This window comes from Paenibacillus sp. FSL E2-0190, assembly GCF_037992965.1.
GTDB lineage: Bacteria > Bacillota > Bacilli > Paenibacillales > Paenibacillaceae > Paenibacillus_AQ > Paenibacillus_AQ odorifer.
The window spans coordinates 2,194,934-2,219,291 of sequence record NZ_CP150306.1; the positions used below are offsets into that span (position 1 = coordinate 2,194,934).

Below are 24,358 nucleotides of genomic sequence, written 5' to 3' on the forward strand. Positions count from 1 at the left end.
GTATTAATACGAGCTAGTGGCGTCTTTTTTTGATGACTACTATGATAATTTTTATTCCTCAGTCGTTTTAGCTGTGCTCGGGGTTCCTTTGTTATTGTAGAGCCACAGCGCGTATTCCAGAGGGCGAATCAGGGCTTTGCGGTATGTGGTTCCGTCACCTGATCTTGCGAACACTTCACGGGCGGGCTTTGGATTAACCTCCAGCACGTAAATTTTACCTTCGCGATCAATGGCGAGGTCCAATGCAAGCTCACATAAGGCTCCGTAACTTTCTTCCAAGAAGGCTGCGGCATCAAGGCCCAACCTCTCGGCAGTCTTCATGACCTTATCGGTTTTATCCTGACTGCCCAGCCATTCCTTCAGCAGCGTTTCCGCTCGAACGGCATGACCACCGCCATGAAGATTGGAGGTTACACTCCGCGCTGCACCGACACGTGCAGCCATACCTGTCAGTTCCCAGACACCTTGCCCGTTCTTTTGAACGAGCATCCGGTAATCATGGAAACGTCCGCCCGGCAGACGTAATGGAATCCCCTGTTGGATAAGGAAACGCCCGCCGATGCACCATTGCCGTACGATGGAATCCAGCCGAGTAGAAGAGACTTTACGGGTGGGAATGATTCGGCGATCCTGACGACGGCCTTGAATATCATATACCCCTCGCCCATCCTTCATTCTCTCAATTCTGAGGATGCCACGTCCGCCTGTGCCGTTTGCCGGCTTGATATAGACTACTGAATTGGTTTTCAGCATCCGGCGCAGGTCGGCAGAGGACTGATAGAGTAATGTTTCTGGCATATGCTGCCGGAAACGGCTTTTTTGTGAAAATGTTTGGTGAATGGTCCATTTGTTGCGCAGTGGACGATTCAGAAATAACAGATGATTGTAGCGTTCTCGGAAACGAAGCAGTTGCTGAAAGCGTGAGCTGCGCTGAATACGGCAACGGTCATAAATCATATTCGGAAAAGAACGCCATTTGCGTGACCATTTTCCGCTCTTGGGATCAAAGACAAGGGCATGGATCTGCTCTTTGCTGGGATGAACATCCATGGGGGTAAACACAAAGACATCCAAGCCAATTCGTTTGCCCTCGACGATCATTCTCCGGTACACGGCCTTTTCTTCAAGCTGCTTAGCTTCGTTAATATATAAAGTAAGAATGCCTAAGACGGGCTCTGGCACAGGAGTTCACCTTCTTGTGGAGAAATAGTAGTGCTGCCGGTATGATGAGGTGACCGGAGCAGTAATGTTGGCTTGCCGGTAGGACCAGTGGTAAGTGTGTCGGCAGCAAGGCCGATATTGAAGCACATCTTTAGGCTAGCAGTATTGTCGCAGGCAACACTGCATTGCAGATGCCCGAGGCGTTTCAGCTGGGCAGCCATTAAGGCAGTGCCGGTATGTCTATTCCGGTAGAAGGGGTGCACAGCGACAAGACAGGCTTCTGCACCGAAACCGGATACGAAGCTGACTCCTGCGAGCTGGCGCCCATTCTGACCGCGTACGGTGGCGACAAGCAGCGAGATACCCGGCTCTGACAACTGATCCGGTGTTAATCGGGCCAGTACTTTGCAAGCTTGGTTTGTGATTCGCTTCTCCCCATGCGCTCTTATAAACTCAAGCAGTCCAGCCAGCCGTGATTTCCACTGTTTGGCATTTGTGTCATAGATGGAGGATATCTGCATGCTGTGTCACATCCTTTTAATGATTTCTATTTAAACTGGCGCGCTAAATGCTGGCCGTAGTGAAAGATTCGCTCTAGGGACAGCTTGCGGATCGCGGGTTCATCAAATTTCATCGGCCGGGAGTTGGCCTCAAAGAACCAGAGTCCCCCATTCTCATCTACACCCAGATCCATCGACATCTCTCCGAGCATAGAATCAGAAGCTCTTTCAATTTGTCTAGCGATAAGAAGGGCGGTTGTAGGCACACTCTTCAGGATCATGGCTGCTCTTTCGGTTCCAAATGTACTTTCCAGCATGCTGGCAGGCTCTTCAATACTACCGCCGCGTGGTACATGTGTCGTTATACTTCGGGCACCGGCGAGGCGTGCACCTATTCCGGTGACTCCCCAGCCGCCTCTGCTGTTTTTTTGCAGCAGCACCCGCAGATCAAACGGTCTTCCCCGATGAGTCGCCAGTTCAATAGCCTGCTGCACAATATAACGAGAGATTCCTTTTTCTTTTCCGATTCTTGCCCAGAGCCGGTCCATGGAAGCTGCTTTGTACGTCACATTTTTTTTGCCGCTTTGAATTTGGAGCCGGTAAGGCAAAGCGGTATCTGCACGATATTTTAGGCGCATAATTCCTTTTCCTGCTTTGCCATTCTCTGGTTTAAGGTAGAGGCTGGTATGCTGGTTCAGCATGGCAGTAAGGGTGTTTGCACTGCGTAATCGTCTCGTTTTTGGAACATGCTTTGAGGTGGAGTGCGAACCCCTCAACCATTCGAAGAGACTCCATTTATTGAAAAAATATGGATTATATAGCTTAATGCCTGGATGTTCCAGGCATTGAGCTATTTTACGTACCACAGCAGGTTTTTCCTCATCCTCACGGGTGGGAATTCGGTTATAAATGATTTGTGGAAGAGGTACAGGAATGCTGTACCAGATTTTACCGCTGGACGATGGGACATATCCGTTCACCATCCGTTCCTCAAGCTTGAGGTCACGGACAGTGACGACGTAGACAAGAAATCCCATTTCTTTGCCTGTGCGAATAATGTCCCGGAAGTTGCTGCGGTTGCCATTAAATTGCCGTACTTTATCGCTGGTTGTCAGTATGGCAATAACAGGTTTTGTATCTTCCGGATTATGGGTGCTCACATCTCATCCCTCCTGCGGAATTTGCTGAGGTATAGACAATGCTCCAGAATGTGCTCGATGGAAGCTTTGCCCTCAGCGCGCAGGGAAGGGTGACGGAAGATGGAACGACCTGGTTTGGCGTTGGCCTCGAACATCCAGATGTCTTCATCCTGATCAATTCCGAGATCAAAGCCAATTTCACCGAGCAAATGACGATGCTGGACTTCTAGTGATTCTGCCAGCTTGATGGCTGTAGTCTTTGCACGCTGCAGTACTTCGTCAGCTCTTGCGCCGAATACACGTCCGAGTGCTTGCTGAGGTGTAAGCAATGCTCCTCCATTTTTAAGGTGAGTGGTGACACTGCCACGGCCGGCTTTTTTAGCGCCTATGCCGACTACAATCCACTGATTACTGCCGTTTTTATGCATATGGAACCGGAAATCAATCGGGCAGCCATCTATTTCGATGAGACGTATTCCCTGCTGAACTATATAATTTTGCAGATTTTGACCGTGACGCGAACGAAGCATACGCATAAGGGCTTCAAAGGTGGTAAAGCGTAAAAGAACGTTTTTTCCACCGCGGCGGTAGCGGGCAAAATACCCCTTTTTCGGGAGATAGGTAAGCCGATAAATGCCGTGACCCAGACTTCCCGCAGAAGGTTTATAGTATACAAAATGATGGTGATCCAGCATTTCTCTCATTTTTTCCGTGGACGGATTGCTGTGGGTTTCAGGTACATAACGATTTGCCGCCCCATCATTTTCTAAAAGCTTATAGATATCGGATTTATTGAAAAAGCTCCAGTTAAAGTATGGAATTCTTTTCCGCATAAATCGTTCGCGAAGTTGGTTGATATAGGGTGAGGTCTCAGCTCTCCGACTGGGCAATCGATTATAGACAACATCAGGTAGAGGGACCATTTTTCGTTCAAACTTACCGCTTGAAGTCAAAAAATATCCATAGACCTGTTCCTGTTGCCAGTTGATGTCACGCGGCATAAAGGCAAATATATAACATTTGTTGCTGCCTTCCCGCAGTAATTGCTTGATGAACCCTGTGCGAGAACCGAAGGGCTGAGACGAGGAAGCAGGACCATCGGATAATATGCCAACTAAAGGTCCTAGCTGCACCTCGTCATTCTGTAGATTGCGTAAATAGACACCACCTGATTTCGGAACCTTGATAGCGCTTTTTACGCCTGAGGCGAGATATAGGTGATTTCCGGCGCGCTTGATGGGCTTGATCATGGTCGGGGTGGCATCTTTACCGAGCCTTAAGCGTATATTTTTTTTCCCCGTTAACTTCAAGCTTTTCATCAGTGCACCTGATACATATACAACTCTTTGGGGCTGCTTAGTGAAATGCACATTGCAAAAAGTGAGACTCATTTATGAATCCTCCTTAGGAACCATTGTTATCATTCTCCCGTTTGTAACGGAGCTGCCCGTAGATAGGGATGGTATCCGTCGTTGTGTGAGCAGTAGATGGCGCGCATAAGACAGTGGATTCTCGGCGGCGAGCTTAGCAGCCCGGCGGTCGCCCGTCAGCCGGAATACCGTGCGCCCTGGCTTGGAATTTGCTTCTAGTAAATGAATCCGACCACTCGAATCAATACCGAAATCAAGGCCGAGTTCTCCAAGCCTGCCGCATGCAGCCTCCAGTAGGGGAGGCAAGTATGCACCTTCTGCAGCAAGCTCACGCATGATGTCTTTTCCACCCTGACCATATTCAGCAAGCAAAAAAGGCAGGGGAGAAACAGCTGTTCCGCCGCCATGCAGGTTCGAAGTCAGCGAACCTTGGTTACCCAGCCGTACGGCCATGCCGGTAAGAGTCCAGCGGCCAAGGCCATTCTTTTGCATCAATACACGCACATCGAACGGTTGCCCCTTACTATTCGTTAGGTGCAGGAAAGGCTGTATAATATAGCGGCGTGAGCCGATAAATTCATGAATCCAGTTCAGTCCTTCAGCCTGTGAGTCGAAAACATATTGAAAGGGTGTATTTGTTCCGTCACGCCCTCGTACTCTCATCCCTCTGTTCTGCAGTATGGCATGTAATGTACGTTTGCCATGGGTGCCGGCCTTGGGCTTTAGAAAGACTCCATATTCTCTTTCAGCAAGCATTGTACTTAACCTGCGGGTACCGGTATAGAGTACAGTTTCCGGCAGTATTGCCGCTGCTCTCCGGTCGCGCTTCAATATCTCATGTACACCCCATTTATCTGGCAAACCTCGAGACCAAGGCAGGGAACGATGAAGAGTAGAGAGAGCAGCGGAAGCTTCTTTTCTTTCTTTAGGACCTTCGTAAAAGCAGCGATTATAGACAATATCTGGCGGTGAAGAAGTAGTATTCTGCCAGCTTCCATCTTTCCAGGTATAGCCGGTAATGGAGGAACCGTCTGCCGCTACTCCGTCTGGATGAAATACGAGGACTTTTAGGCTGTATAGAGGAGCTGCCCGGCATAAATGACTGCAAAACTCTGGCTCGGCGATCGGTGGATTCCCGTTGCGGCGGCCTGTCATAATGCCGAGGAACCCCACTTCTGTTTCAGTCATCGTGTCCTCCTTATAAACCGGCCAAGTAGCGGCAATATAAAATCATTTGCTTGACGGACGGTCTTATTTTTTGATCGTTTAACGGTGTATTATCGTTCTTGGAGGGCTTGGAGTTAACCTCTAAGAGCCATATTCGTCCTGATTGATCCAGTGCCAGATCGATTCCGAGCTCTCCGAAATGAGCGGGGATAAAGGTTTCGACCCCTCTTGCAATGGCAAGTGCTGCTCTGGGCAGCTGAAGCTGAACGTTTTCTTTTGCGCCCGGAGGAAGACTGCTCTTGCTAACCGCTTCTTTTACAGTGCTGAGACTGCCACCTCTAGCTAAATTAGACACGAAGTGATTGCTTCCGGCGGTGCGGGCGACAATGGAGGTAACCCCCCATTTTCCGCTGCCATTCTTCTGAACAAGTGCCCGGAAATCTACAGGCCGCCTTCCTAGCTCCATCAAAGGCAATCCCTGCTGAATCTGGTATCGAGTAGTCTTCATTTTGGGAGCGATGGACTGGTACAATTTAGCGAGAGTGGTGTAGCTTTGCTTGCGTGTACCTATGGAGGTAGTAGACAACAGACGGTAACCTCCGCCTTCTTCTTTAGAGATACGAAGTATGCCTTTGCCGAGACTGCCTCGTACAGGTTTCAAAAATACACTTGGGTAATGGCTGCACATCTTCTTCATTACGGCAAAGCCGTTCAACGCATGCGACTCAGGTAAATACCGCTGCAGGGAAGGGTCTTGCGCTAAAGCTTCAAATACCTCTGTCTTGTCAAGAAATTTTTCGTTGAAGAAATGCGTTCCATATCGTGATTTTACATCCGCCAAAAAATGCTGTACGCTAGGTTTATTCTCCACCTTTCGCGTCGTTAACCGATTGTTGATTACATCGGCAATGGGCAGACTCATTTTTCTCCAACCCTCGTTGTATACCCAGCCCTGAATGGAAGAACTGCGTGTTTCCAGCGCTTCCGGGGTAAAGAAATATACATAGGCGCCTTGTGTGTGGCAGGCATTTGTCAATTCCCGGCAGAACATGGTAATGGGTCCAAACAACCTGTCGAGATTATCTGGATGGTCACGACTGACGAGCACGCCGATCAACGGTCCAAGCCGCAAGGTGCGGCTTACAGAGCTGTAAGAAACGTTGAGGGTTTGTCGGTGTTTCCATCCGGTCCGCTGCGCCAGTCCTTCGCTTACACGCAGGATGTCGGATTTGGGAGCCGAGATAATGGTAACCTCCTGCCGGAAAGAGCCGAATGCCAGCTGGAGTGTTCCGTGAGACGGGATTTTGAGTCTTTTCATGGATTTTTCGCCAAGCATTATAGCGTTTTCCTGCAGGATGCCCGAGTTGACCGTATGGACCGGGATCTTGAATTGGGACATCGTGGATCTCCTTCCGGTAGGCAGCATGATGCCGGCAATTTGGTAGCTAAGGGTTACATATCATTCATCATATGGAGACAGATGACCCTTGGTGATTGACCTAACCGCTAAAAACCTTGCCCAGTCATTTCATAAGCTCGGCCCAAGAAGCGAAACAAGTATGGAATGAGCGAATATTGGAAACTAAAGCAGCGTGAATTCAGGAAGCAGCTGCTAACAAAACTTAAGCGTATGTTTTCGGAGTGAGTTTTTAGAGCAGAGTAGATTCAGGAAGCAGCAGCTAACAAAACCTAAGCGTAAGCTTTCGAAGTGAGTTTTGTACGAAGACGATAGGAAGTGTACGCTAACAAAACTTAAGCGTATGCTTTCGAAGTGAGTTTTGTACGAAGACGATCTGAGGAGTGTACGCTAACAAAACTTTTAGGAGGAATCATAATGAGCATTCACGACAAAGCACATGAACTGGCGAAAGCCATTAAAGAGAGCAGCGAGGTATCGGATATCAGAAATGCCATGAAGGTCGTAGAAACAGATCCTGAAGCGAAAGCGATGCTGGACAATTTCCGCCAAGGTCAGATGGAGCTGCAACAACGGATGATGAGCGGAGAAATGCCTCCACAAGAAGAAATGGAAAAGATGGAGAAGCTGTTCGAGGTGCTTAACTTGAATCTTGGCATTCGTCGTCTGTTCGATGCGGAACGCCGTCTGAGCGTTGTAATCGAGGATGTAAATAAAATTATCACCGAGAGTTTGTCTCAATTGTACGGCGAATAAATTTTAGCAATGAAAATCAAAAGAGGGTGTTCCCGAAGCCGGTGGCTCTGGAAACACCCTCTTTCTTGTGGCTGTGACTATAGGGCTAGCCTAAGTTCAAGCTCGACCCAATCTCAACCTAATCTTGTTTACCTTCGACTGCGCAGAGAAGAATACCAGCTGCCAAACCTAAGCGGCGATCAAGCTTGCCTTTTCGATCCTCCGAGAAGTCAGCCATAATTTTGGTGACAAATGGATTGAAATTTTGCTTGAATGCAGGGATCGTAGTATCATCCATCTCGATATTATATTTCTGCGGAATAATAGCGATGAAGCGGCGCAGTAGAGCCATCGCGGTGCTGTCTTCCTTGATTTTTCCGATTTCCTGATCATGACGGTCAAGAATAATCCATTCATCCTTCAAAATAGATTTGAGACCCTTACGTCGAAAAGCACCAATATGCTCACCGGACTCTGTATCGTGTACATCATAAGTAGCACTAAAATCGACCACGTTGCGGGCTTTTATGCGCAGAAGCTCCTTCTGCATGGACTCATCCGTATAAAGTGCAATGTCTTCTTTAAGCTTGAACGCTTTCATTTGCGAATAGAGCACAAGCTGCTCAGAGCTATCAAAAATATGAAGTTTCGCACCCATGATCGAAAATACTTTTTTGCGAATTATGTATTCGGTATGATTATAAGCTGCATTCAATTCAAAAACGCCTCCCTAAATGAAATCATCATCTCATATATAAGCATCTCTTGCTATATAAATGCTAACCTTTTATACATAATTTTGAAAAGGTATATATTTTTTAATGGACTTGTCTCATATTACGGGCCTCATGTTCATAGAGTAGAGATATAGATTTAATCGAATATCCTGTCTACGAAGGAGCTGTTATTAATGAGAAAAAGAAACAAGTTCAAACATGGTATCTATTTGTTGCTGGCGTTGGCCATGCTTTTGTATGCACTGCCGAAGCTTTCGCTTGCGAATGGACCGAGCTGGGTGTTTGGTTTTGGAGTCGTCTGGTCACTTTTTGCGTTTATGGTCATTGCGGCACATTTGCATTTTATTATCGGGGTTGATGAAGAAAAGACCAAACGTTTGGAAGCTGTGCGAAAAGCAAAGCTGGAGCAATGGCAGACAAAGTGGAATGAAGAAACTAGAGTTTCGCAAAGATAATAGAGTTGGCATCGGATACTAAAAAGCTAGATTAGCTTCAGGTCTCTCGAATAAGCGCGGCAGTCGTGCAAAGAGAGGCAAAAATGACTTAGAATGTTGCGGAAAGCGCAGAAGTAGTGCAAAGAGAGGCAAAAATGCCTCAGAATGCTGCGGAAAGCGCAGAAGTGGCGCAAAGAGAGGCATAAGTGCCTCAGAACGTTGCAGGAAGCGCAGAAGTAGCGAAAAAAAAGAGGCAGAAGTGCCTCAGAATGCTGCGGAAAGCGCAGAAGTGGCGAGAAGAGAGGCATAAATGCCTCAGAATGTCGAGCAAAACGCAAAAGTGGGGAAAAGAGAAGTATAAATACCGTAGAATGCCGCGCAAAACACCAAAGTAGCCAAAAGAAAGGTATAAATACCGTAGAATGCCGTGTAAAACAACAAAGTAGCCAAAAGAAAGGTATAAATACCGTAGAATGCCGCGCAAAACACCAAAGTAGCCAAAAGAAAGGTATAAATACCGTAGAATGCCGTGTAAAACAACAAAGTAGCCAAAAGAAAGGTATAAATACCGTAGAATGCCGCGCAAAACACCAAAGTAGCCAAAAGAGAGGTATAATTACCGTAGAATGCCGCGCAAAACGCACAACTAGCCAAAAGAGAGGCAAAAATGCCTTAGAATGCTGCGGAAAGCGTAGGAGTGGCGCGAAGAGAGGCAAAAATGCCTTAGAATGCCGCGAAAAGCGCAGAAGTAGCGAAAAGAGAGGCATAAGTGCCTCAGAATGTTGCGGAAAGCGCGGCAATGGTGCGAAGAGAGGCAAAAATGCTTTAGAATGCTGCGGAAAGCACAGAAGTGGCGAAAAGAGAGACACAAATAACGTAGACTGCCGCGCCAAAAGACACACTCATACGAAAAAGCCCACTAGCCTAAGCCAGTGGGCTTTAATATGTTCCTGCATTGCTAGCAGGGGGCTAAATGTTATTTTCCACCCGTAAAAGGATTGATCTCATTCGTGAGATCTCTTCCAGCCTTCTTTTCTTCTGCAGATATCCGTTTACCGAGAGCCGCGTAATACCACACTGCAGGAACGAGAACCGCGAGTATAACAAGAAATTGCATAAGCTCAGCTCCTTTCACGTCGATAGTATAAACTTTTTTCCTGATCGTAGAAAGGATGGATATGATCCTACCATCCTACCATCCTACCATCCTACCATCATCCCACCCACTTGTTGCAAAAACAATCCGACTACTTTTTACTGACCGAGCATTCTACTTCAAATACATAACTGGCGCTTCCCTGAGGCCATCTTGCATGGATGATATACAGATGTCTGCCGCTACCTGCTGCGAGTTGAAAACTATTTTTGTCCACAGAAAGGGTTTCGTCCGGTCGTTCCTCACGAGGAAATGAAGCCATAACCTCTATCTCTTTGGGTGCATATGAGAACTCGAGTTCTACCCGATCACCGCTGATGGCTTTAGGATGTACCTTTTGTTTGGAAACCAATTCATCGTAAGAAGCCATATCCACACATACGCCTTTGCCATTGTCGTTCCAGCAATAAGAGCCTTGAATAGCCTCGAACCGCTCACCGCCAACAGTAACTTGAACGCTTGGGGGCTGTGGGTTAGCAGTGTCTTCTGTTGAAATCTTATCTTTAAAAGTTGATTGAAACAAGTCCAATAGATCTTTTTTGCTGGTATCTGACAGACGATAGTGGCCCATTTGTCCGGATTTAATGAGTAACCCACTGTTACTTCCGCCGATCCAAAAAGAGAACTCATAACTTATGCCATCCTTCATGTTCACAGTGGTGCTGTAATCGCTGGAAGCAATATCTAGTTGTCCTCTATCATATTCAGCAGTAGTTATGGCTTGAACAAAACGTTCAAACGAGGATGGATCCGAAATAGTGGCCATGGGCTGTTTTTTTTCAATTAAGTTAATAGACACTATATTATTTGCATCCAACTCAATCTGGCCTGCTTGTTTTACTTCGTTTCCCGTATTTCCACAGCCGACCAGTCCTATAAAAAGCAAAGTAATAGTAAGTAGTAATAAAGCGGTCTTGTTCATCTCTTCAATGCTCCTTTACACATTCTTTAATTCTCAGACTATAAAAAAGAGGAAAAGGTTGCTAAATAAAGGCAGCGAATGTTTAAGGTCAGCTTAAAACGCATCAGAGATATTCAGTTTCAAAAAATTCGATTTTAAGGTGGTTTTCAAACTCACTATGTGGCAATACCTACCTTAATCGTAGATTGTGTAAGGAGAGTGAAATTCGAATTCGAAGCTTATGAATCGGTTGTACTGAGCCATTCTATCCGTGTATAATAGGTACAGTATAGTACAGATTGGAGCATGGGGGTGTAACAGTTGGAAGGTCAAGGCGATGCGATTACTAAACACGAGCAACTGCTGCAGCATATTGAAGGTCTTAAGGTAGGCACCAAAATATCTGTTCGCAAGCTCGCCAAAGAAATGTTAGTCAGCGAAGGGACTGCTTACCGTGCAGTGAAGGAAGCTGAGAATCTCGGGATAGTCATCACGAAGGAACGGATTGGTACAGTTCGTGTAGAAAAGAAACCTCGGAACATTTCAGAACAGCTGACGTTTGGCGATGTAGTTGATATTGTTGAAGGGCATGTGCTCGGCGGAGCAAGTGGACTAAATAAACATCTGCATAAATACGTGATCGGGGCGATGAAGGTCGATGCGATGATCCGTTATATAGATGCTGACAGTCTGTTGATTGTAGGTAACCGTGATGATGTTCACTCTCTAGCGCTGGAGCAGGGCGCGGGGGTTCTGGTGACAGGGGGCTTTGGGACGAGCCGTGAAGTGAAGGCCTTGGCAGACGAGCTGGATCTTCCCATTATTTCTTCGAGACATGACACGTTTACCGTCGCTTCAATGATTAACCGTGCTATTTTTGATAGATTGATTAAGAAAAAAATTATGCTGGTAGAGGATATTATCGACAGCAAACCGCGCCTGAATACGTTAAAAATCTCTAGTACCGTCGGCGAGCTACGACAGGTTTCTGAGGAAACTGGAGAGCAGCGCTTTCCCGTTACGGATGAATGGAACCGAGTCATCGGCATTATCGGTCGCCGCGATGTAGAGGAATTGACGGAAGGCCAGATCATTGAAAAAGCGATGATCCGCAGTCCGGTTACGGCTGCACTGCAAACCTCACTAGCCTCCGCGGCCCAGATCATGATGTGGGAAGGCGTGGATTTTCTGCCCATAGTGGACCGTAACCGTAAACTGGTAGGCTCCCTAACCCGTAAAGAAGTACTGCAAAGCTTACGCGATGTCCGGAATCAACCTCAGCTGGGAGAGACTTTTGATCATCTCATTTGGAATGGTTTTGCGGATGAGCGGGACGAAGAGGGACGATTGTTCTTCCATGGCTTTATTACGCCGCAGATGGCTACGGATCTTGGGACGATTTCTGAAGGAATATTGTCTACGCTTATGACGCTCTCGGCATTTAAAGCAGCTAAGGACATCACAGGAAATGATTATGTACTAGATAATATGTCCACTTATTTTATCCGACCGGTACAGATCGAGCATGCGATCATTGTAATGCCGAGACTGCTCGAAATCAGCCGCCGTACCTGTAAGCTTGAAATTGAGATCAGCCACTCGGATACTCTGGTAGCCAAAGCTGTTCTGATGCTGCAATCCATTGATCATGGCTAAAAAATGGTTTGCTAGCTGGATAGCATACGGTAAATAGGATCGTATACATGCTAAATAGACTGCCCTCATCATTGAAAGAGAGGGGAGTCTATTTTATTCTTTCTATTCCGTCAGAACAGCAGCTAAGCTTTCGACTAGTGTTGTTCCTGGCTACGGCTGCGACTACGGCTGTAAAAACTATAGCTGCGTAGCCCCGAGAAGATGTTGAACGCACCAATCAGCAGAAAGGCAGCTTCAACAATGATATTAACGGTAGAGCCGCGAAACAAAAACATGGATATCAAGGACAGCGTTACGAGCATAGCACCGAGCATCACATTCATGACGGAGCGTTTCAGCCCTTTATCTTGGGGATTTAAGGCACGGCGGGAGGATATGCTGAACACAGCGGCACCGATTACAAAGATCACCAGCAGGATAAACAATAAATACTTGATAAATAAAACCATGGACAGCCAGCTCCTTTATCGTGTCTTGCAGTAGCCAAGAAGTAATTTCCACGTCTGTCCATTATTGTATCACACGATGGCTGTCAGCTGCGCTTAAAAGGACTGATTTCTACCCAGATTTGCAGGACGCCTTCCATGACGAGCATGGTTCGGATTTTGACAGAGTATTCCTTGTCACGCACAATGTATAGCTTGCCATCCAACAGCAGTCTAACAAGTTTGCTGTCTGTATCAATATCGAACATGCTGCGGCCGCGCATCGGTTCCAGATCTGAGCCCATTTGGCTTATGATTAATTTTACAGTTACGGGGTCAAGTGGGGTATCTTCTTTGGATTTGCTTTCCTCCGATCGAATTTTGATTTCTCTGATCACGGTTGAGGTATTATTGTATTTTTTGAGTGTCTGAATATCTTTTTGATATTGCTCGATCTGTACACGCAGATCTTGATTATGCAGCCATAATACGTTATATCCTACATGGTAAATAGCATTGTATATGACAGCTCCTACGACGATCCCTAGCATGAATATAGCGGAGATCTGGGTGAATCTGCGAAAACGACTGAATGGTGGAACTCTCACTGGCGTTACCCCCTGCCGCACACCCATTTTACTAGCTCACTGCCCATATGGGCTCCTAGAAAAGCGAAGGCAAGATACATGATTTGTTTGATGGCGGGGGAGAGGTTGCCTCCAATCATGTTGCTTTCAATGACCCGTAAGGGGTCCATAGTACCTCCTACAGCGGCTGCTAGTGCCCATATTTTAATCCGATCTGCCACATCCAGCATCGTTTGCGTCGGCGGTTGCAGGGATACAACGGCGCCGATTCCGCCGAGCATAGCTCCGCCAAGCACGATGCCGAAGGCGATAAAGAAGTCGAGGATAGCTTTGCTCATAAAAATGCTCATACAGGCCCCTTCCCGGACGAGGCATTTACAAGCTTTGCCTGTCCTTATGCTCTTAATCCATTCTATGGGCGGGTCCCCCTTTAATATGATAAAATAGTTTCATCTTATGTTTGATTTTTGCAGTAGAGAGGAAGTGGGGTTATGAGCCCTTTCGTGCATTTGCATGTGCACAGCGAATACAGTTTACTGGACGGGGCGGCGCGCATTACCGATCTCGTGCGCCGGGCCGGCGAATACGGCATGAAGTCGCTGGCGCTTACGGATCATGGAGTGATGTACGGGGCCATCCCCTTTTATAAAGCGTGTAAAGAGAATGGAATCAAGCCGATTATTGGCTGTGAAGCTTATTTAACCGCGGGTTCACGCCGTGAGCGGGGCAGTCGAAAAGATCAACCGATCTACCACTTGATTCTGCTCGTCAAGAATGAAACCGGCTACAAGAACCTGATGAAGCTGATCTCTATCGGCCATCTGGAAGGCCATCATTATAAACCACGAATTGATATGGAAGTGCTGGCAGCTCATTCAGAGGGGATTATCTGCCTAAGTGCTTGTCTGGGCGGAGAAGTGCCGCAGCATCTGATGCATGGACGTGATGAGGAGGCGCGCAAGGCTGCGCTGCGATATAAGGCGATTTTTGGCGAAGATTTCTATCTGGAGCTGCAAGACCACGGGATCTCCGAGCAAAAGAGAGTCAATCCCAAGCTGATCGCCCTTGCCGAGGACTGTGAAATTCCACTTGTGGTGACGAATGATGTCCATTATTTAGCGAAGGAAGATGCTGAGGTTCAGGATGTGCTGATCTGCATCGGAACAGGCAAAACGGTGGATGATGAGGAACGTCTCAAGATCGGAACAGATCAGCTGTTTCTAAAAAGCAGCGAGCAAATGGCGGCATTGTTTCCGCATGTGCCGCAGGCTATCGCCAATACCTTATTGATCGCAGAAAAATGTAATTTGGAGCTGACCTTCGGCAATCATATTCTGCCTGCCTATTCTCCGCTCCCTGAAGGCATGGATTCCGCTGCTTATTTGCGTGAGCTGTGCTGGAAGGGGATGGAGGAACGATATATAGATACACCGCAATGGACTACACCTGAGCAAAGAGAGACGGCTGAGAAGCGTCTGACCTATGAACTGGGCGTTATCGAGAGTATGGGCTTCAGCGATTATTTTCTAATTGTGTGGGATTTTATTGCTTATTGTCATCGTCAGGGAATTGCTACGGGACCCGGACGGGGATCTTCCGCGGGTAGTCTCACCGCATACTCTTTGCGAATCACCGATGTGGACCCATTGAAATATAACTTGCTCTTTGAACGTTTTCTAAATCCAGAACGGATCACCATGCCGGATATTGATATCGATTTTAGCGATGAACGGCGTGATGAGGTTATTGGTTATGTAGTGGAGAAATACGGCAAAGAACATGTGGCGCAAATTATTACTTTCGGAACTATGGCTGCACGGGCTGCCGTTCGTGATGTAGGCAGGGTGCTGAACTTGCCTTATAACGAGGTAGACAAAGCTGCCAAGCTTATACCTGGTCAACTAGGGATCAGCCTTGCCAGAGCGCTGGAGAGTACACCAGATCTTAAAGCACTGTATGATAGCAATCCAAAGATTAAAGGGTTGCTGGATATGGCTATGAAGGTGGAGGGCATGCCCCGCCATGCTTCGACACATGCTGCTGGGGTTGTTATCTCGAAAGGTCCGTTGACCGATGCAGTCCCACTTCAGGAAGGTAACGAAAGTACGGCGTTAACCCAATACTCTATGGAGCATTTGGAGAGTGTCGGGCTGTTGAAAATGGATTTTCTGGGTTTGCGCACGTTGTCGATTATCGAACGCTGCATGAATTCGATTAAAGAAATGAGCGGAAGTGTTCCGGATTTCCGTGTCATCCCAGATCATGATCCAGCTACGTATGAAATGCTTGGGGCTGGTGAGACAACAGGGGTCTTCCAGCTGGAGTCGGCGGGCGTTAGACGAGTACTTAAAGATCTGAAGCCTAACGGCTTTGAAGATATTGTATCGGTTCTAGCGCTGTATCGTCCCGGTCCGATGGAATTTATCCCGAAATATATAGCAGGCAAACACGGTGAGATTGAAGTAGAGTATCCACATTCTGATTTGAAGGCTATTTTAGCGGACACCTATGGGATCATTGTGTATCAGGAACAGATCATGCAGATTGCTTCTCTGATGGCGGGCTTCTCGTTAGGAGAAGCGGATCTGCTCCGTCGAGCGGTCTCAAAGAAAAAACGTGAGACGCTGGATAAGGAACGGAGCCATTTTGTTCAAGGCAGCTTGCAGCAGGGGTATAATGAAACGGATGCGAATGCTGTTTATGACATGATCGTGCGCTTTGCTGATTACGGCTTCCCGCGGGCTCATGCCGCGGCTTATGGAGTATTGGCTTTCCAGACAGCCTATCTCAAGGCACATTATCCGGTGCAGTTTATGGCGTCTATGTTGACCGCTGTAATGGGCACTCACCGCAAGGTAGCGGAGTATGTGCTGGACTGCCGCCGCACAGGCATCGGCGTGTTGCCGCCGGATGTGAACGAGAGCGGCGTATTGTTTACTCCGGTTCCTGGCGAAGGAACCGGAACCGGGCATATCCGCTTTGGACTTGCAGCCATTAAGAACGTCGGCACGCTGGCAGTGGAGAACATTATGGCAGTCCGCAAGGAGCGGCCGTTCGACAGTCTGCTAGATTTCTGTCGACGTGTGGACCTGCGGGTCTGCAATAAGCGGGTAGTGGAATCTTTGCTGCAGGCGGGAGCTTTTGACTGTCTGCCGGGTCACCGCGCCCAGCTGCTGGCTATGCTGGACGAGACGGTTGACGCTGCGCTGAAATGGCGCAAGGAGCGGGATGAACTGCAAATCCAGCTGTTCGACGATTTGGTGGAGACACCGAACTGGGAAATCCGCTATCCGGATATCCCTAAGTTCACCATTGGCCAGCAACTGGAGATGGAACGTGAGCTGCTGGGGTTATATCTTTCGGGCCATCCGCTTGATGATAGCGCGGAACTGCTTGAGGAGCCCGGCATGCAGCGGCTGATGGATCTTGGTGAAGCCGCGGATGAGAGCCAGACGGTTACGGCCGGAATGGTAGTATCCGTTAAGGAAATTACGACGAAGCAAGGAAAATCGATGGCCTTCGTCGAATGGGAAGATCAGATCGAGCGCTGCGAGGTCGTACTCTTCCCTGAGGTGTGGAAGCGAAGCCGCAGCTTGATTGCCAAGGGCGCGCTGCTGGCCTTGCGCGCTAAGGTTCAGCAGGAAGACGAAGGCTTCAAGCTGCTGGCCGAGGAAGTGGCGCTGCTGTCTGCGGAGGCTCTCCGCGGGCTGTTGCAGCGCCGCAGTGCCGCCGCGTCCCGCTCGTACAGCGCGGGACGCTCGGCCTCGGCAGGAGCGCCGCCACGCGGCGCAGCTCCTGCTTCCCGGACCAGCGGTGCCGCCACTGGTCCGGCTGCCAGGCCAGCAGGCGGCACAACGCCGCCTGCAACACCTGCACAGGCCGCGCCAGCAACAGCGGCGACCTCAGGCCAGCGTGTCTTTATCAAGATCACGCCGGCCTCAGAGAATGCAGCGTTGCTGTCGCGCCTGAAAGAGCTGCTGCAGAATCATCCCGGTCCTGCTGCGACGCTTCTGTTTTATGAACAGGATCAGAAGCTCCTAGCTCTTAGCGATAATTATCGAATTAAGCCGTCCGAGGAACTTTTCGCGGCGATCGAGGTTATGCTGGGTGCAGGTACGGTAAGAATAAAATAAGAACAATTCTCCCCTTTTCCGCATACATTAGGAAACCACAGGGCACATCCCTGTACGGAAAGGGGAGTCGCAGCATGTCCTATCAAATGGCAGTAGATCTGTTGGAACGCAGAGGTGTATCACTTTCCTCCATTGCTGAAATTGTATATATTTTACAATCGGTTTATTATCCTGGTTTAACCAAGGATGAATGTCTGTCCAGCGTCAAGTCTGTTTTGGGCAAAAGAGAAGTGCAGTATACTTTAATGACAGGTGTTGCTCTTGATGAATTAGCCGAGAAAAAACTGCTTCCACAGCCGCTGCAGGCGGTAATGGAGGCTGATGAATCCCTCTACGGAGCGGACGAGACTCTGGCGCTTGGTATTACAGGGGTATATGGGATGATCGGACTGACAGGTTTTGGGTATTTGGACAAAATAAAGCTTGGAATCATTGGTGAACTGAACGATGATAAAGGTAGGATTCATGTATTCTTGGATGACCTTGTTGCCGGCATTGCTGCCGCCGCTTCCGCCAGAATTGCTCATCGGCATGAAGGGGCAAAAGTATATCCTTTAGGCACGGACAAGGAATAATTGAGCCCCTTTATTTCGTTTGAACAAGTTCCTCAGTCTTGCTTCCTATGCCCTACTCCTGTTGCGGGAAAAAAGAAAACTGTGTTATCATAATTCCATTATACGGGATACGGCTGGGAATTAAGATTGGGGAGGCCTTGCAGGGCATGTGGACGGTAATATATATCGCGCCGACCGCCAGAGTGGCGGATATGATTAAGAGTAAGCTGACAGAAGAAGGTTTTTTGGTAGAATGCCGTCCAATCAATATGTCCAAGCAGCAGTTTGAGATATTGGTTCCTTCAGGTGAGCTGGAGGAAGTACAGGAAGTCCTTAATCTTATTCTGCATCCCTGAGTTTCTTACAAGACAAAAGTCATGACAGCGGCAAGCTGCATAACGCAAATAAACGGCTGAAGAGGTGCGGGTGTGTTCAAAGATTTATTTCAGAAGAAACGGAAGTACGCGACTATTCCTTCAGAACGTCTGGAGCGGAGCGGCGGGCCTGCGGAAGGCGAACGCCCCAAACGTGAAATCCCTGAAGGATTAATGAGCAAATGTAATAAATGCGGAACGATCCAGTATAGTAAGGAATTAGAGAAGAACCTAAAGGTATGTCCTAATTGTGGTCACCACTTGCGCCTAAATGCTGTGGAGCGCATTGCAATGACATTAGACCCTGAGGGCTTTATTGAGTTTGACAGTGAAATGTATTCTATCGACCCGCTGAAATTTCCGGGTTACGCTTCCAAAGTGGAGCAACAGCAGCTGAAATCTGGACAAACTGAAGCCGTAATTACGGGTCAGGGTTCCATTGGTGGCCATCCGGTCATCGTAGCTGTGATGAATTTTGAATTTTTCTCAGGCAGCATGGGCTCTGTAGTAGGGGAGAAGATCACCCGTGCGATAGAAGAGGCCACAGAGCAACAGCTTCCACTCCTTATTTTCTCTACTTCAGGTGGAGCGAGAATGCAGGAGAGTATTCTTAGTCTAATGCAAATGGCGAAGACCAGCGCTGCGCTGGCTCGTTTTAACGAGGTTGGAGGTCTTTACATCTCGATAATTACGGATCCTACTACCGGTGGAGTATCTGCGAGTTTTGCCAGCCTTGGTGATATAATTATTGCAGAGCCTGGAGCGGTATTTGGTTTCGCAGGACGTATAGTCATTGAGCAGACCATTCGCCAGAAGCTTCCGGATGATTTCCAGACCGCTGAATTTAATCTTCAGCATGGGTTGCTTGATATGGTCGTGCACCGCAAAGAAATGCGCGCTACATTGACTAAAATTTTGGAGCTGCATGACGTGAAAGGGGGATTTTAGGTTGGCAGGAGAGTTGCCTTTTGAAATGCCTCTGGTAGAAATGCGCAAGAAGATTGCTGAACTGAAGCAGTTTGGCGAAGAGAAGGGTATTGATTTTACGGACGAGGTAGCTAGGCTGGAAGAACGATACCGTGTGCTGGAGGAAGAGATATATTCTAATATTTCTCCTTCGCAAAAAATGCATTTGGCTAGACATCAAGGACGTCCGACTTCCCTTGATCTTATGGGGCAGATCTTCACTGATTTTATTGAACTCCACGGTGATCGGATGTTTGGGGATGATCTTGCTATTGTAGGTGGCATCGGTAAACTAAATGGGTTGCCGGTTACAGTTATTGGCCAGCAGCGCGGTAAAGACACCAAAGAGAATATTTTACGATTCTTCGGCAGTGCACACCCTGAGGGCTTCCGTAAAGCGCTGCGTCTGATGCAGCAAGCGGACAAGTTCAAACGTCCCATTATTACCTTCGTGGATACGAAAGGTGCATACCCAGGCAACACAGCCGAGGAAAGAGGTCAATCCGAAGCGATTGCCCGTAATTTACGCGAGATGTCTCAGTTTGGTGTTCCTGTAATCTGTGTGGTCATCGGTGAAGGCGGAAGCGGTGGCGCCCTGGCATTGGCGGTTGGGAATAGAGTGCTCATGCTGGAACATGCCATTTATTCGGCGATATCTCCTAACGGAGCGGCCTCTATTCTGTGGAAGGATGCTTCGAAGGCTGATCAAGCGGCAGAAGCCATGAAGATAACGGCTGCTGATCTGCTTGAGATGGAAGTTATAGAAGAGATCGTACCAGAGCCTAAAGGCGGCGCTCATCGGGATTACGAAGCAACAGCAGCGGCGATTAAGGATGCATTATGGCGGCATCTGCAGGAGCTAACCCAGATGAACTCAGTGGAATTGAAGGATGATCGATACCGTAAATTCCGTAAAATTGGTGAGTTTGCAGAGGCTCAGCAGGAACAAATTTTTATTGAAGAAGAAGTGAAGTCAGAAGTGTAAAAGTGCAAAATCATTTGCACTTTAAGACATATAGCTATACTTAGTGGGTCTTTTGGATATAGTGTAAAATATACAATTTATTGGAATTAAAATAATCTCGATCCACTAACGGGATTATTTTAATTTTTTTTATGTTTACAGAAAATTCGACTTAAAGTTACACCCAAAAGTGCCTACAACATTGATTTTGTGTCTGGTTTGCAGTAATATTCATAAGGGCGTACTTAAAGGCACATGTGACAAAGTTCCTATTTTATTAGTTAGCCTTGTAGTAGATTTTGTAGTTGGAAAAAGTGAGACAGAGAGAACGAAAAAACGGAGGAAAACCTAATGCGGAAAAGTAAAATTGTATGTACGATCGGACCTGCGAGTGAATCGTTGGAGAATATCAAAAAATTGATTTTGGCTGGTATGAATGTGGCCCGTCTGAATTTCTCCCACGGCGATTTCGAAGAGCACGGTGCTCGGATCAATACGATCCGTCAAGCATCTAAGGAACTGAACAAAACAGTTGCTATCCTGCTCGATACTAAAGGACCGGAGATTCGCACAGGCAAGCTGGAAGTAGAACCGATTGAACTTGTTCAGGACGAGTACCTGACACTGACTACGGAAGAGATCCTTGGTAATCAAGATCGTATTTCCATCACGTACAGCGAACTTCCTAACGATGTTCAAGTAGGATCCACAATCCTTATTGATGACGGTCTGATTGGTTTGACAGTTGTCGACATTCAAGGTACAGAAATCAAGACCCGTATTGTAAACGGTGGTACGATTAAGAGCAAGAAAGGCGTTAACGTACCAGGAGTAAACATCTCCTTGCCGGGTATTACGGAAAAAGACACCAACGATATTCTTTTTGGTATCGAACAGGACATCGATTTTATCGCCGCTTCCTTCGTTCGCAAAGCTAGCGACGTTCAGGAAATTCGTGAGCTGCTTGAGAAAAACAACGCTTCTCACATCCAAATCATTTCCAAAATCGAAAACCAACAAGGTGTTGACAACCTTGATGAAATTTTAGAAGCTTCTGACGGCCTGATGGTTGCTCGTGGTGACCTTGGTGTTGAAATCCCAGCTGAAGATGTACCTTTGGCTCAAAAATTGATGATTCAAAAATGTAACGTTGCTGGTAAACCAGTAATCACAGCTACACAAATGTTGGATTCCATGCAACGCAACCCACGTCCTACTCGCGCTGAAGCAAGTGACGTAGCAAACGCTATTTTAGATGGTACAGATGCAATCATGCTTTCCGGAGAAACTGCTGCTGGTAAATATCCAGTAGAATCCGTACTTACAATGTCCCGCATTGCTGAGAAAGCGGAATCCGCTCTGAACCACCATGAAATCTTCATGAAACAACAAACTGCACAAGAAACTACAGTTACAGAAGCAATCAGTCAATCCGTTGCAATTTCTGCTTTGGATCTGAACGCTAAGGCTATCATTTCTTCGACTGTAACAGGTCATACTGCACGCGTTGTTTCCAAATACCGTCCTAAAGCACCAATCATTGCCGTTACAACACAAGAAAGAACTATGCGTCAATTGTCCCTCGTTTGGGGCGTAACGCCAGTGTTCGGACAAGTTGCATCTTCCACAGATGAGCTGCTGGAAACAGCAATCAAAGGTGGTAAGGATTCCGGTCTGGTTCAAACTGGTGACCTAGTTGTGATTACTGCAGGAATTCCACTTGGACGTTCTGGTTCCACTAACTTGGTAAAAGTAAGCACAATCGAGTAGTTCTCGATTGGCTTCACCTGTTTAGCAGGTTCCATAAAGCTTAATTAAAGGGTTGTCTCAACTGTAGTGAAAATCTACAAGCGAGGCAGCCCTTTTTTTCGTGTTTATCAACATATTCGATTGAAGATTATGTTAAATCCATTTATGCTGTTAGTAACAAATCTTGAATGATAGGTTCGAGTATTTTTATTTGGGGTATGTTCGTTTGACAGTAAAAGAATCCCCACGATGGTTTGGACAAGAAGGAACGGCGATAGTAGCGTTATTTTGCACCATGATTCCTCCCATATTGAGAGTGAGCCTTGGACTTTTGCCATTAATTCGACAGCAATAGAAGCAAGTAGGGGAGACACGCGCCAGCTTTGCGATCGAGCCGTCTACCTCGGGAGCCTCCATAATCCATTCACCAGAGGTTTGTGGTCCGGTATATCGCTGTAATGTTCGAAAAATCCAATTTCGGCTCAAATTGCGGAGCGTAATCGTCCATTTGTTGCGGCCTACCTTCGTGATGTTCGCTTTTATATGGTCTCCAGGGCTCACTGGAAGGGGAATTACCGTTTCGACATCAGGAAGGATTTCCCACCAAGCGTAATACCGGGCACGGCCATTTACGAATTCATGGCCTGTACCCGTTTGGATCAGGCTGCTGTTCTTGAAACCGTCTATACCAATCCAAGCAGAGGAATAGGAAGGTTTAGAGGTTGGTTTTACATATGGAACGATCCATTCACCGGCAATGCGGTTAAAAGCCCCCTTTTTTCCAGTGATCGTATATCCGCTCCAGTTTGTTGAAGACCAGCCGAAGCCGGAGCTTTGAAATTTGTTCGAATTAGATTTGTCTTTTAGACATGGATGATTGACCCGATTAGAATTTTGCTTATTATTCAACTTGTCCACCGCCTTTATAGTACTGCTATATTAAATGCGGTGATTACATAGGAAGTACGGGTGTTCTGCTAAAATATAAGAGAGTACAATGCTTGATTAAGAAGCTGGAGAGGATTTGTAGCTTAAAATGGAAAAATTATCAAAGCTGCGTGGCTTTTATCTGTTTTTAGGATTGGCCGGCGGTTCATTTGGCTCATATCTAACGCTGCTGCTTGTCCACAATGGACTTGATAGCGGGCAGATAGGTATACTAATGGCAACAGGCACGCTAATTGCGATCACGATTCAGCCAATATGGGGAATTGTCTCGGATCGGTATAATCAGACGCGTTTGGTACTAATCCTAAGTGTGGCGATACCGGCTTTATTAGCCGTCTTTTACCGTTCGGAATATTTTATAGTGTTACTGCTGGTGTATACCCTCTCTACAATCTTTTCCTCGACACAGGCGCCTATAGCCGATTCTTACGCGATTTCAGCGGCGAAGAGGGCTGGGGCTACTTATGGCAGTATAAGGCTTATGATGAGCATTGGAGCGGCTGTGGGAGCCTATTTAGGCGGATTGTATGTATCGTCCTTCTCTGTATCCACGATATGGCTGCCCTTTCTTATGTTTAATCTGATTGCGGTTCTTATTGCATTGACGCTGCCGAAGCAGGCAGAAGAGAATCATATGATGCGGCAATCGTTTTCTCAGGGGGTTAAAAAGCTGCTGGGGAATCGGGTGTTCCTAGCGTTTTTGGGTGGCAGTTTTCTTGTGAACCAGACGATGACTGCTTTTGGAACCTACTTCGTCATTGCGTTTCAGTCGGTTGGAGGTTCAACTCGTTATGCAGGAATTGCGCTTTTCCTCGCATCTGTAACGAACGTGCCCTCCATGCTGTTTGCTTCCAAGGTAATCAAAAAGCTGGGGCGCGAGCGGACGCTGCTCCTTGGCGCACTTATTTATGTCTTGCGGTGGGGTATTCAGGTGGCTTTCCCTTATCCATCCGTAATGATTGGAGTGCAGGTACTGCATGGCCTGTCATTCGGGTTCTTTTATATTGCTGCCGTTGAATATGTATCTCAGATCACCTCTAACGAGATGCAGGCGACTGGGCAAAGTGTTTTTAATATGGTGTTCTCGGGTTTTGCCGGTGTTGTTGGCAATTTATTAAATGGATTCTTGCTCAATCAAGGCGGCGTAGAAGTGATGAACCTGTCTTGTATGTTGAGTTCAATTGCAGGAGCGATGCTGCTATTTTATGTCGCCAGAAGCTCCCGAAGCAAACTATCGACGACAAAGCTATCTTCAGACGGGGCCCGGGCCTAAAGCTCTCCCTGC

The 24,358-nt window shown here is 47.3% G+C and carries 23 protein-coding genes; 10 read left to right on the top strand and 13 right to left on the bottom strand.

Going from position 1 to position 24,358, the window contains the following annotated elements; all coding sequences use genetic code 11:
- Nucleotides 1-51 precede the first annotated feature (51 nt).
- From NST25_RS09315 to NST25_RS09340, 6 genes are read right to left on the bottom strand one after another with little or no spacing between them, the layout of a single operon-like run.
- Nucleotides 52-1,182 carry a YheC/YheD family protein gene (locus NST25_RS09315; RefSeq protein WP_076184268.1) on the bottom strand — a complete coding sequence of 377 codons (1,131 nt, stop codon included), beginning with the start codon at nt 1,180-1,182 and terminating at the stop codon, nt 52-54.
- Complete coding sequence (locus tag NST25_RS09320) at nt 1,164-1,682, bottom strand: GNAT family N-acetyltransferase (RefSeq protein WP_076124882.1); 519 nt, start codon at nt 1,680-1,682, stop codon at nt 1,164-1,166. Before NST25_RS09320 ends, NST25_RS09315 begins: the two co-directional genes overlap by 19 nt.
- Before the next feature lie 26 nt (nt 1,683-1,708).
- The gene (locus NST25_RS09325; RefSeq protein WP_036683979.1) at nt 1,709-2,821 is read right to left on the bottom strand and encodes a YheC/YheD family protein; all 1,113 of its coding nucleotides are present in this window, start codon (nt 2,819-2,821) and stop codon (nt 1,709-1,711) included.
- The gene (locus tag NST25_RS09330; protein WP_036683976.1) at nt 2,818-4,191 is read right to left on the bottom strand and encodes a YheC/YheD family protein; all 1,374 of its coding nucleotides are present in this window, start codon (nt 4,189-4,191) and stop codon (nt 2,818-2,820) included. The genes NST25_RS09325 and NST25_RS09330 overlap by 4 nt, the downstream gene beginning before the upstream one ends.
- Nucleotides 4,192-5,358: a YheC/YheD family protein gene (locus NST25_RS09335; RefSeq protein WP_076278574.1), complete on the bottom strand. Its 1,167-nt coding sequence runs from the start codon at nt 5,356-5,358 to the stop codon at nt 4,192-4,194.
- A gap of 10 nt (nt 5,359-5,368) precedes the next feature.
- Nucleotides 5,369-6,736, bottom strand: a complete 1,368-nt coding sequence (locus NST25_RS09340; protein WP_076124889.1) for a YheC/YheD family protein — start codon at nt 6,734-6,736, stop codon at nt 5,369-5,371.
- Nucleotides 6,737-7,171: 435 nt separating this feature from the next.
- Between NST25_RS09340 and NST25_RS09345 the strand changes: the two genes are divergently transcribed.
- Complete coding sequence (locus tag NST25_RS09345; RefSeq protein ID WP_036683973.1) at nt 7,172-7,510, top strand: YlbF family regulator; 339 nt, start codon at nt 7,172-7,174, stop codon at nt 7,508-7,510.
- 118 nt (nt 7,511-7,628) lie between these two features.
- On the opposite strand, the gene NST25_RS09350 is transcribed toward NST25_RS09345, so the two are convergent.
- Nucleotides 7,629-8,204, bottom strand: a complete 576-nt coding sequence (locus NST25_RS09350; protein WP_076124891.1) for a hypothetical protein — start codon at nt 8,202-8,204, stop codon at nt 7,629-7,631.
- 195 nt (nt 8,205-8,399) lie between these two features.
- Here NST25_RS09350 and NST25_RS09355 point away from each other — a divergent pair, with 195 nt between their 5' ends.
- Nucleotides 8,400-8,681 carry a hypothetical protein gene (locus tag NST25_RS09355; RefSeq protein WP_076202990.1) on the top strand — a complete coding sequence of 94 codons (282 nt, stop codon included), beginning with the start codon at nt 8,400-8,402 and terminating at the stop codon, nt 8,679-8,681.
- Between the two features lie 955 nt (nt 8,682-9,636).
- Here the strand turns inward: NST25_RS09355 and NST25_RS09360 are convergent.
- Both NST25_RS09360 and NST25_RS09365 read right to left on the bottom strand, forming a co-directional pair.
- Nucleotides 9,637-9,777: a hypothetical protein gene (locus tag NST25_RS09360; protein WP_175617313.1), complete on the bottom strand. Its 141-nt coding sequence runs from the start codon at nt 9,775-9,777 to the stop codon at nt 9,637-9,639.
- Nucleotides 9,778-9,907: 130 nt separating this feature from the next.
- The gene (locus NST25_RS09365; RefSeq protein ID WP_339190328.1) at nt 9,908-10,738 is read right to left on the bottom strand and encodes a hypothetical protein; all 831 of its coding nucleotides are present in this window, start codon (nt 10,736-10,738) and stop codon (nt 9,908-9,910) included.
- 300 nt (nt 10,739-11,038) lie between these two features.
- Here NST25_RS09365 and NST25_RS09370 point away from each other — a divergent pair, with 300 nt between their 5' ends.
- Nucleotides 11,039-12,373: a DRTGG domain-containing protein gene (locus NST25_RS09370; RefSeq protein ID WP_076124897.1), complete on the top strand. Its 1,335-nt coding sequence runs from the start codon at nt 11,039-11,041 to the stop codon at nt 12,371-12,373.
- Nucleotides 12,374-12,507: 134 nt separating this feature from the next.
- Here the strand turns inward: NST25_RS09370 and NST25_RS09375 are convergent, their stop codons facing one another.
- The 3 genes from NST25_RS09375 to NST25_RS09385 all read right to left on the bottom strand — a co-directional run bounded on the left by NST25_RS09375 (nt 12,508) and on the right by NST25_RS09385 (nt 13,735).
- Nucleotides 12,508-12,822, bottom strand: a complete 315-nt coding sequence (locus tag NST25_RS09375; RefSeq protein WP_076124899.1) for a YtpI family protein — start codon at nt 12,820-12,822, stop codon at nt 12,508-12,510.
- Between the two features lie 83 nt (nt 12,823-12,905).
- Entirely contained in the window at nt 12,906-13,406 is a 501-nt protein-coding gene (locus tag NST25_RS09380; RefSeq protein ID WP_038569663.1) for a DUF4044 domain-containing protein, read from the bottom strand.
- 5 nt (nt 13,407-13,411) lie between these two features.
- A complete protein-coding gene (locus NST25_RS09385; RefSeq protein WP_036678886.1) occupies nt 13,412-13,735 on the bottom strand; it encodes a YtrH family sporulation protein in 324 nt (107 codons plus the stop codon).
- Nucleotides 13,736-13,876: 141 nt separating this feature from the next.
- On the opposite strand from NST25_RS09385, the gene NST25_RS09390 reads away from it, so the two are divergent.
- The 6 genes from NST25_RS09390 (at nt 13,877) to pyk (ending at nt 22,146) form a co-directional block, all read left to right on the top strand.
- On the top strand, nt 13,877-17,518 hold the full coding sequence (locus tag NST25_RS09390; protein ID WP_339190330.1) for a DNA polymerase III subunit alpha: 3,642 nt from the start codon (nt 13,877-13,879) through the stop codon (nt 17,516-17,518).
- Nucleotides 17,519-17,592: 74 nt separating this feature from the next.
- Entirely contained in the window at nt 17,593-18,093 is a 501-nt protein-coding gene (locus NST25_RS09395; RefSeq protein WP_036678892.1) for a phosphatidylglycerophosphatase A, read from the top strand.
- 146 nt (nt 18,094-18,239) lie between these two features.
- Nucleotides 18,240-18,428: a hypothetical protein gene (locus NST25_RS09400; protein WP_036678895.1), complete on the top strand. Its 189-nt coding sequence runs from the start codon at nt 18,240-18,242 to the stop codon at nt 18,426-18,428.
- Between the two features lie 72 nt (nt 18,429-18,500).
- Entirely contained in the window at nt 18,501-19,394 is an 894-nt protein-coding gene (gene accD / locus NST25_RS09405; RefSeq protein WP_076124903.1) for an acetyl-CoA carboxylase, carboxyltransferase subunit beta, read from the top strand.
- Nucleotide 19,395: 1 nt separating this feature from the next.
- Nucleotides 19,396-20,397 (top strand): acetyl-CoA carboxylase carboxyltransferase subunit alpha, encoded by a 1,002-nt coding sequence (locus NST25_RS09410; RefSeq protein WP_036678900.1) that lies wholly within the window; start codon nt 19,396-19,398, stop codon nt 20,395-20,397.
- A gap of 330 nt (nt 20,398-20,727) precedes the next feature.
- On the top strand, nt 20,728-22,146 hold the full coding sequence (pyk, locus tag NST25_RS09415; RefSeq protein ID WP_038569666.1) for a pyruvate kinase: 1,419 nt from the start codon (nt 20,728-20,730) through the stop codon (nt 22,144-22,146).
- 186 nt (nt 22,147-22,332) lie between these two features.
- Here pyk and NST25_RS09420 read toward each other — a convergent pair whose 3' ends face one another.
- Nucleotides 22,333-23,034, bottom strand: coding sequence for a G1 family glutamic endopeptidase (locus NST25_RS09420; RefSeq protein ID WP_076301303.1), 702 nt, complete (start codon nt 23,032-23,034; stop codon nt 22,333-22,335).
- A 127-nt stretch (nt 23,035-23,161) separates the two neighbouring features.
- On the opposite strand from NST25_RS09420, the gene NST25_RS09425 reads away from it, so the two are divergent.
- Nucleotides 23,162-24,346: an MFS transporter gene (locus tag NST25_RS09425; RefSeq protein ID WP_036678905.1), complete on the top strand. Its 1,185-nt coding sequence runs from the start codon at nt 23,162-23,164 to the stop codon at nt 24,344-24,346.
- Nucleotides 24,347-24,358 lie beyond the last annotated feature (12 nt).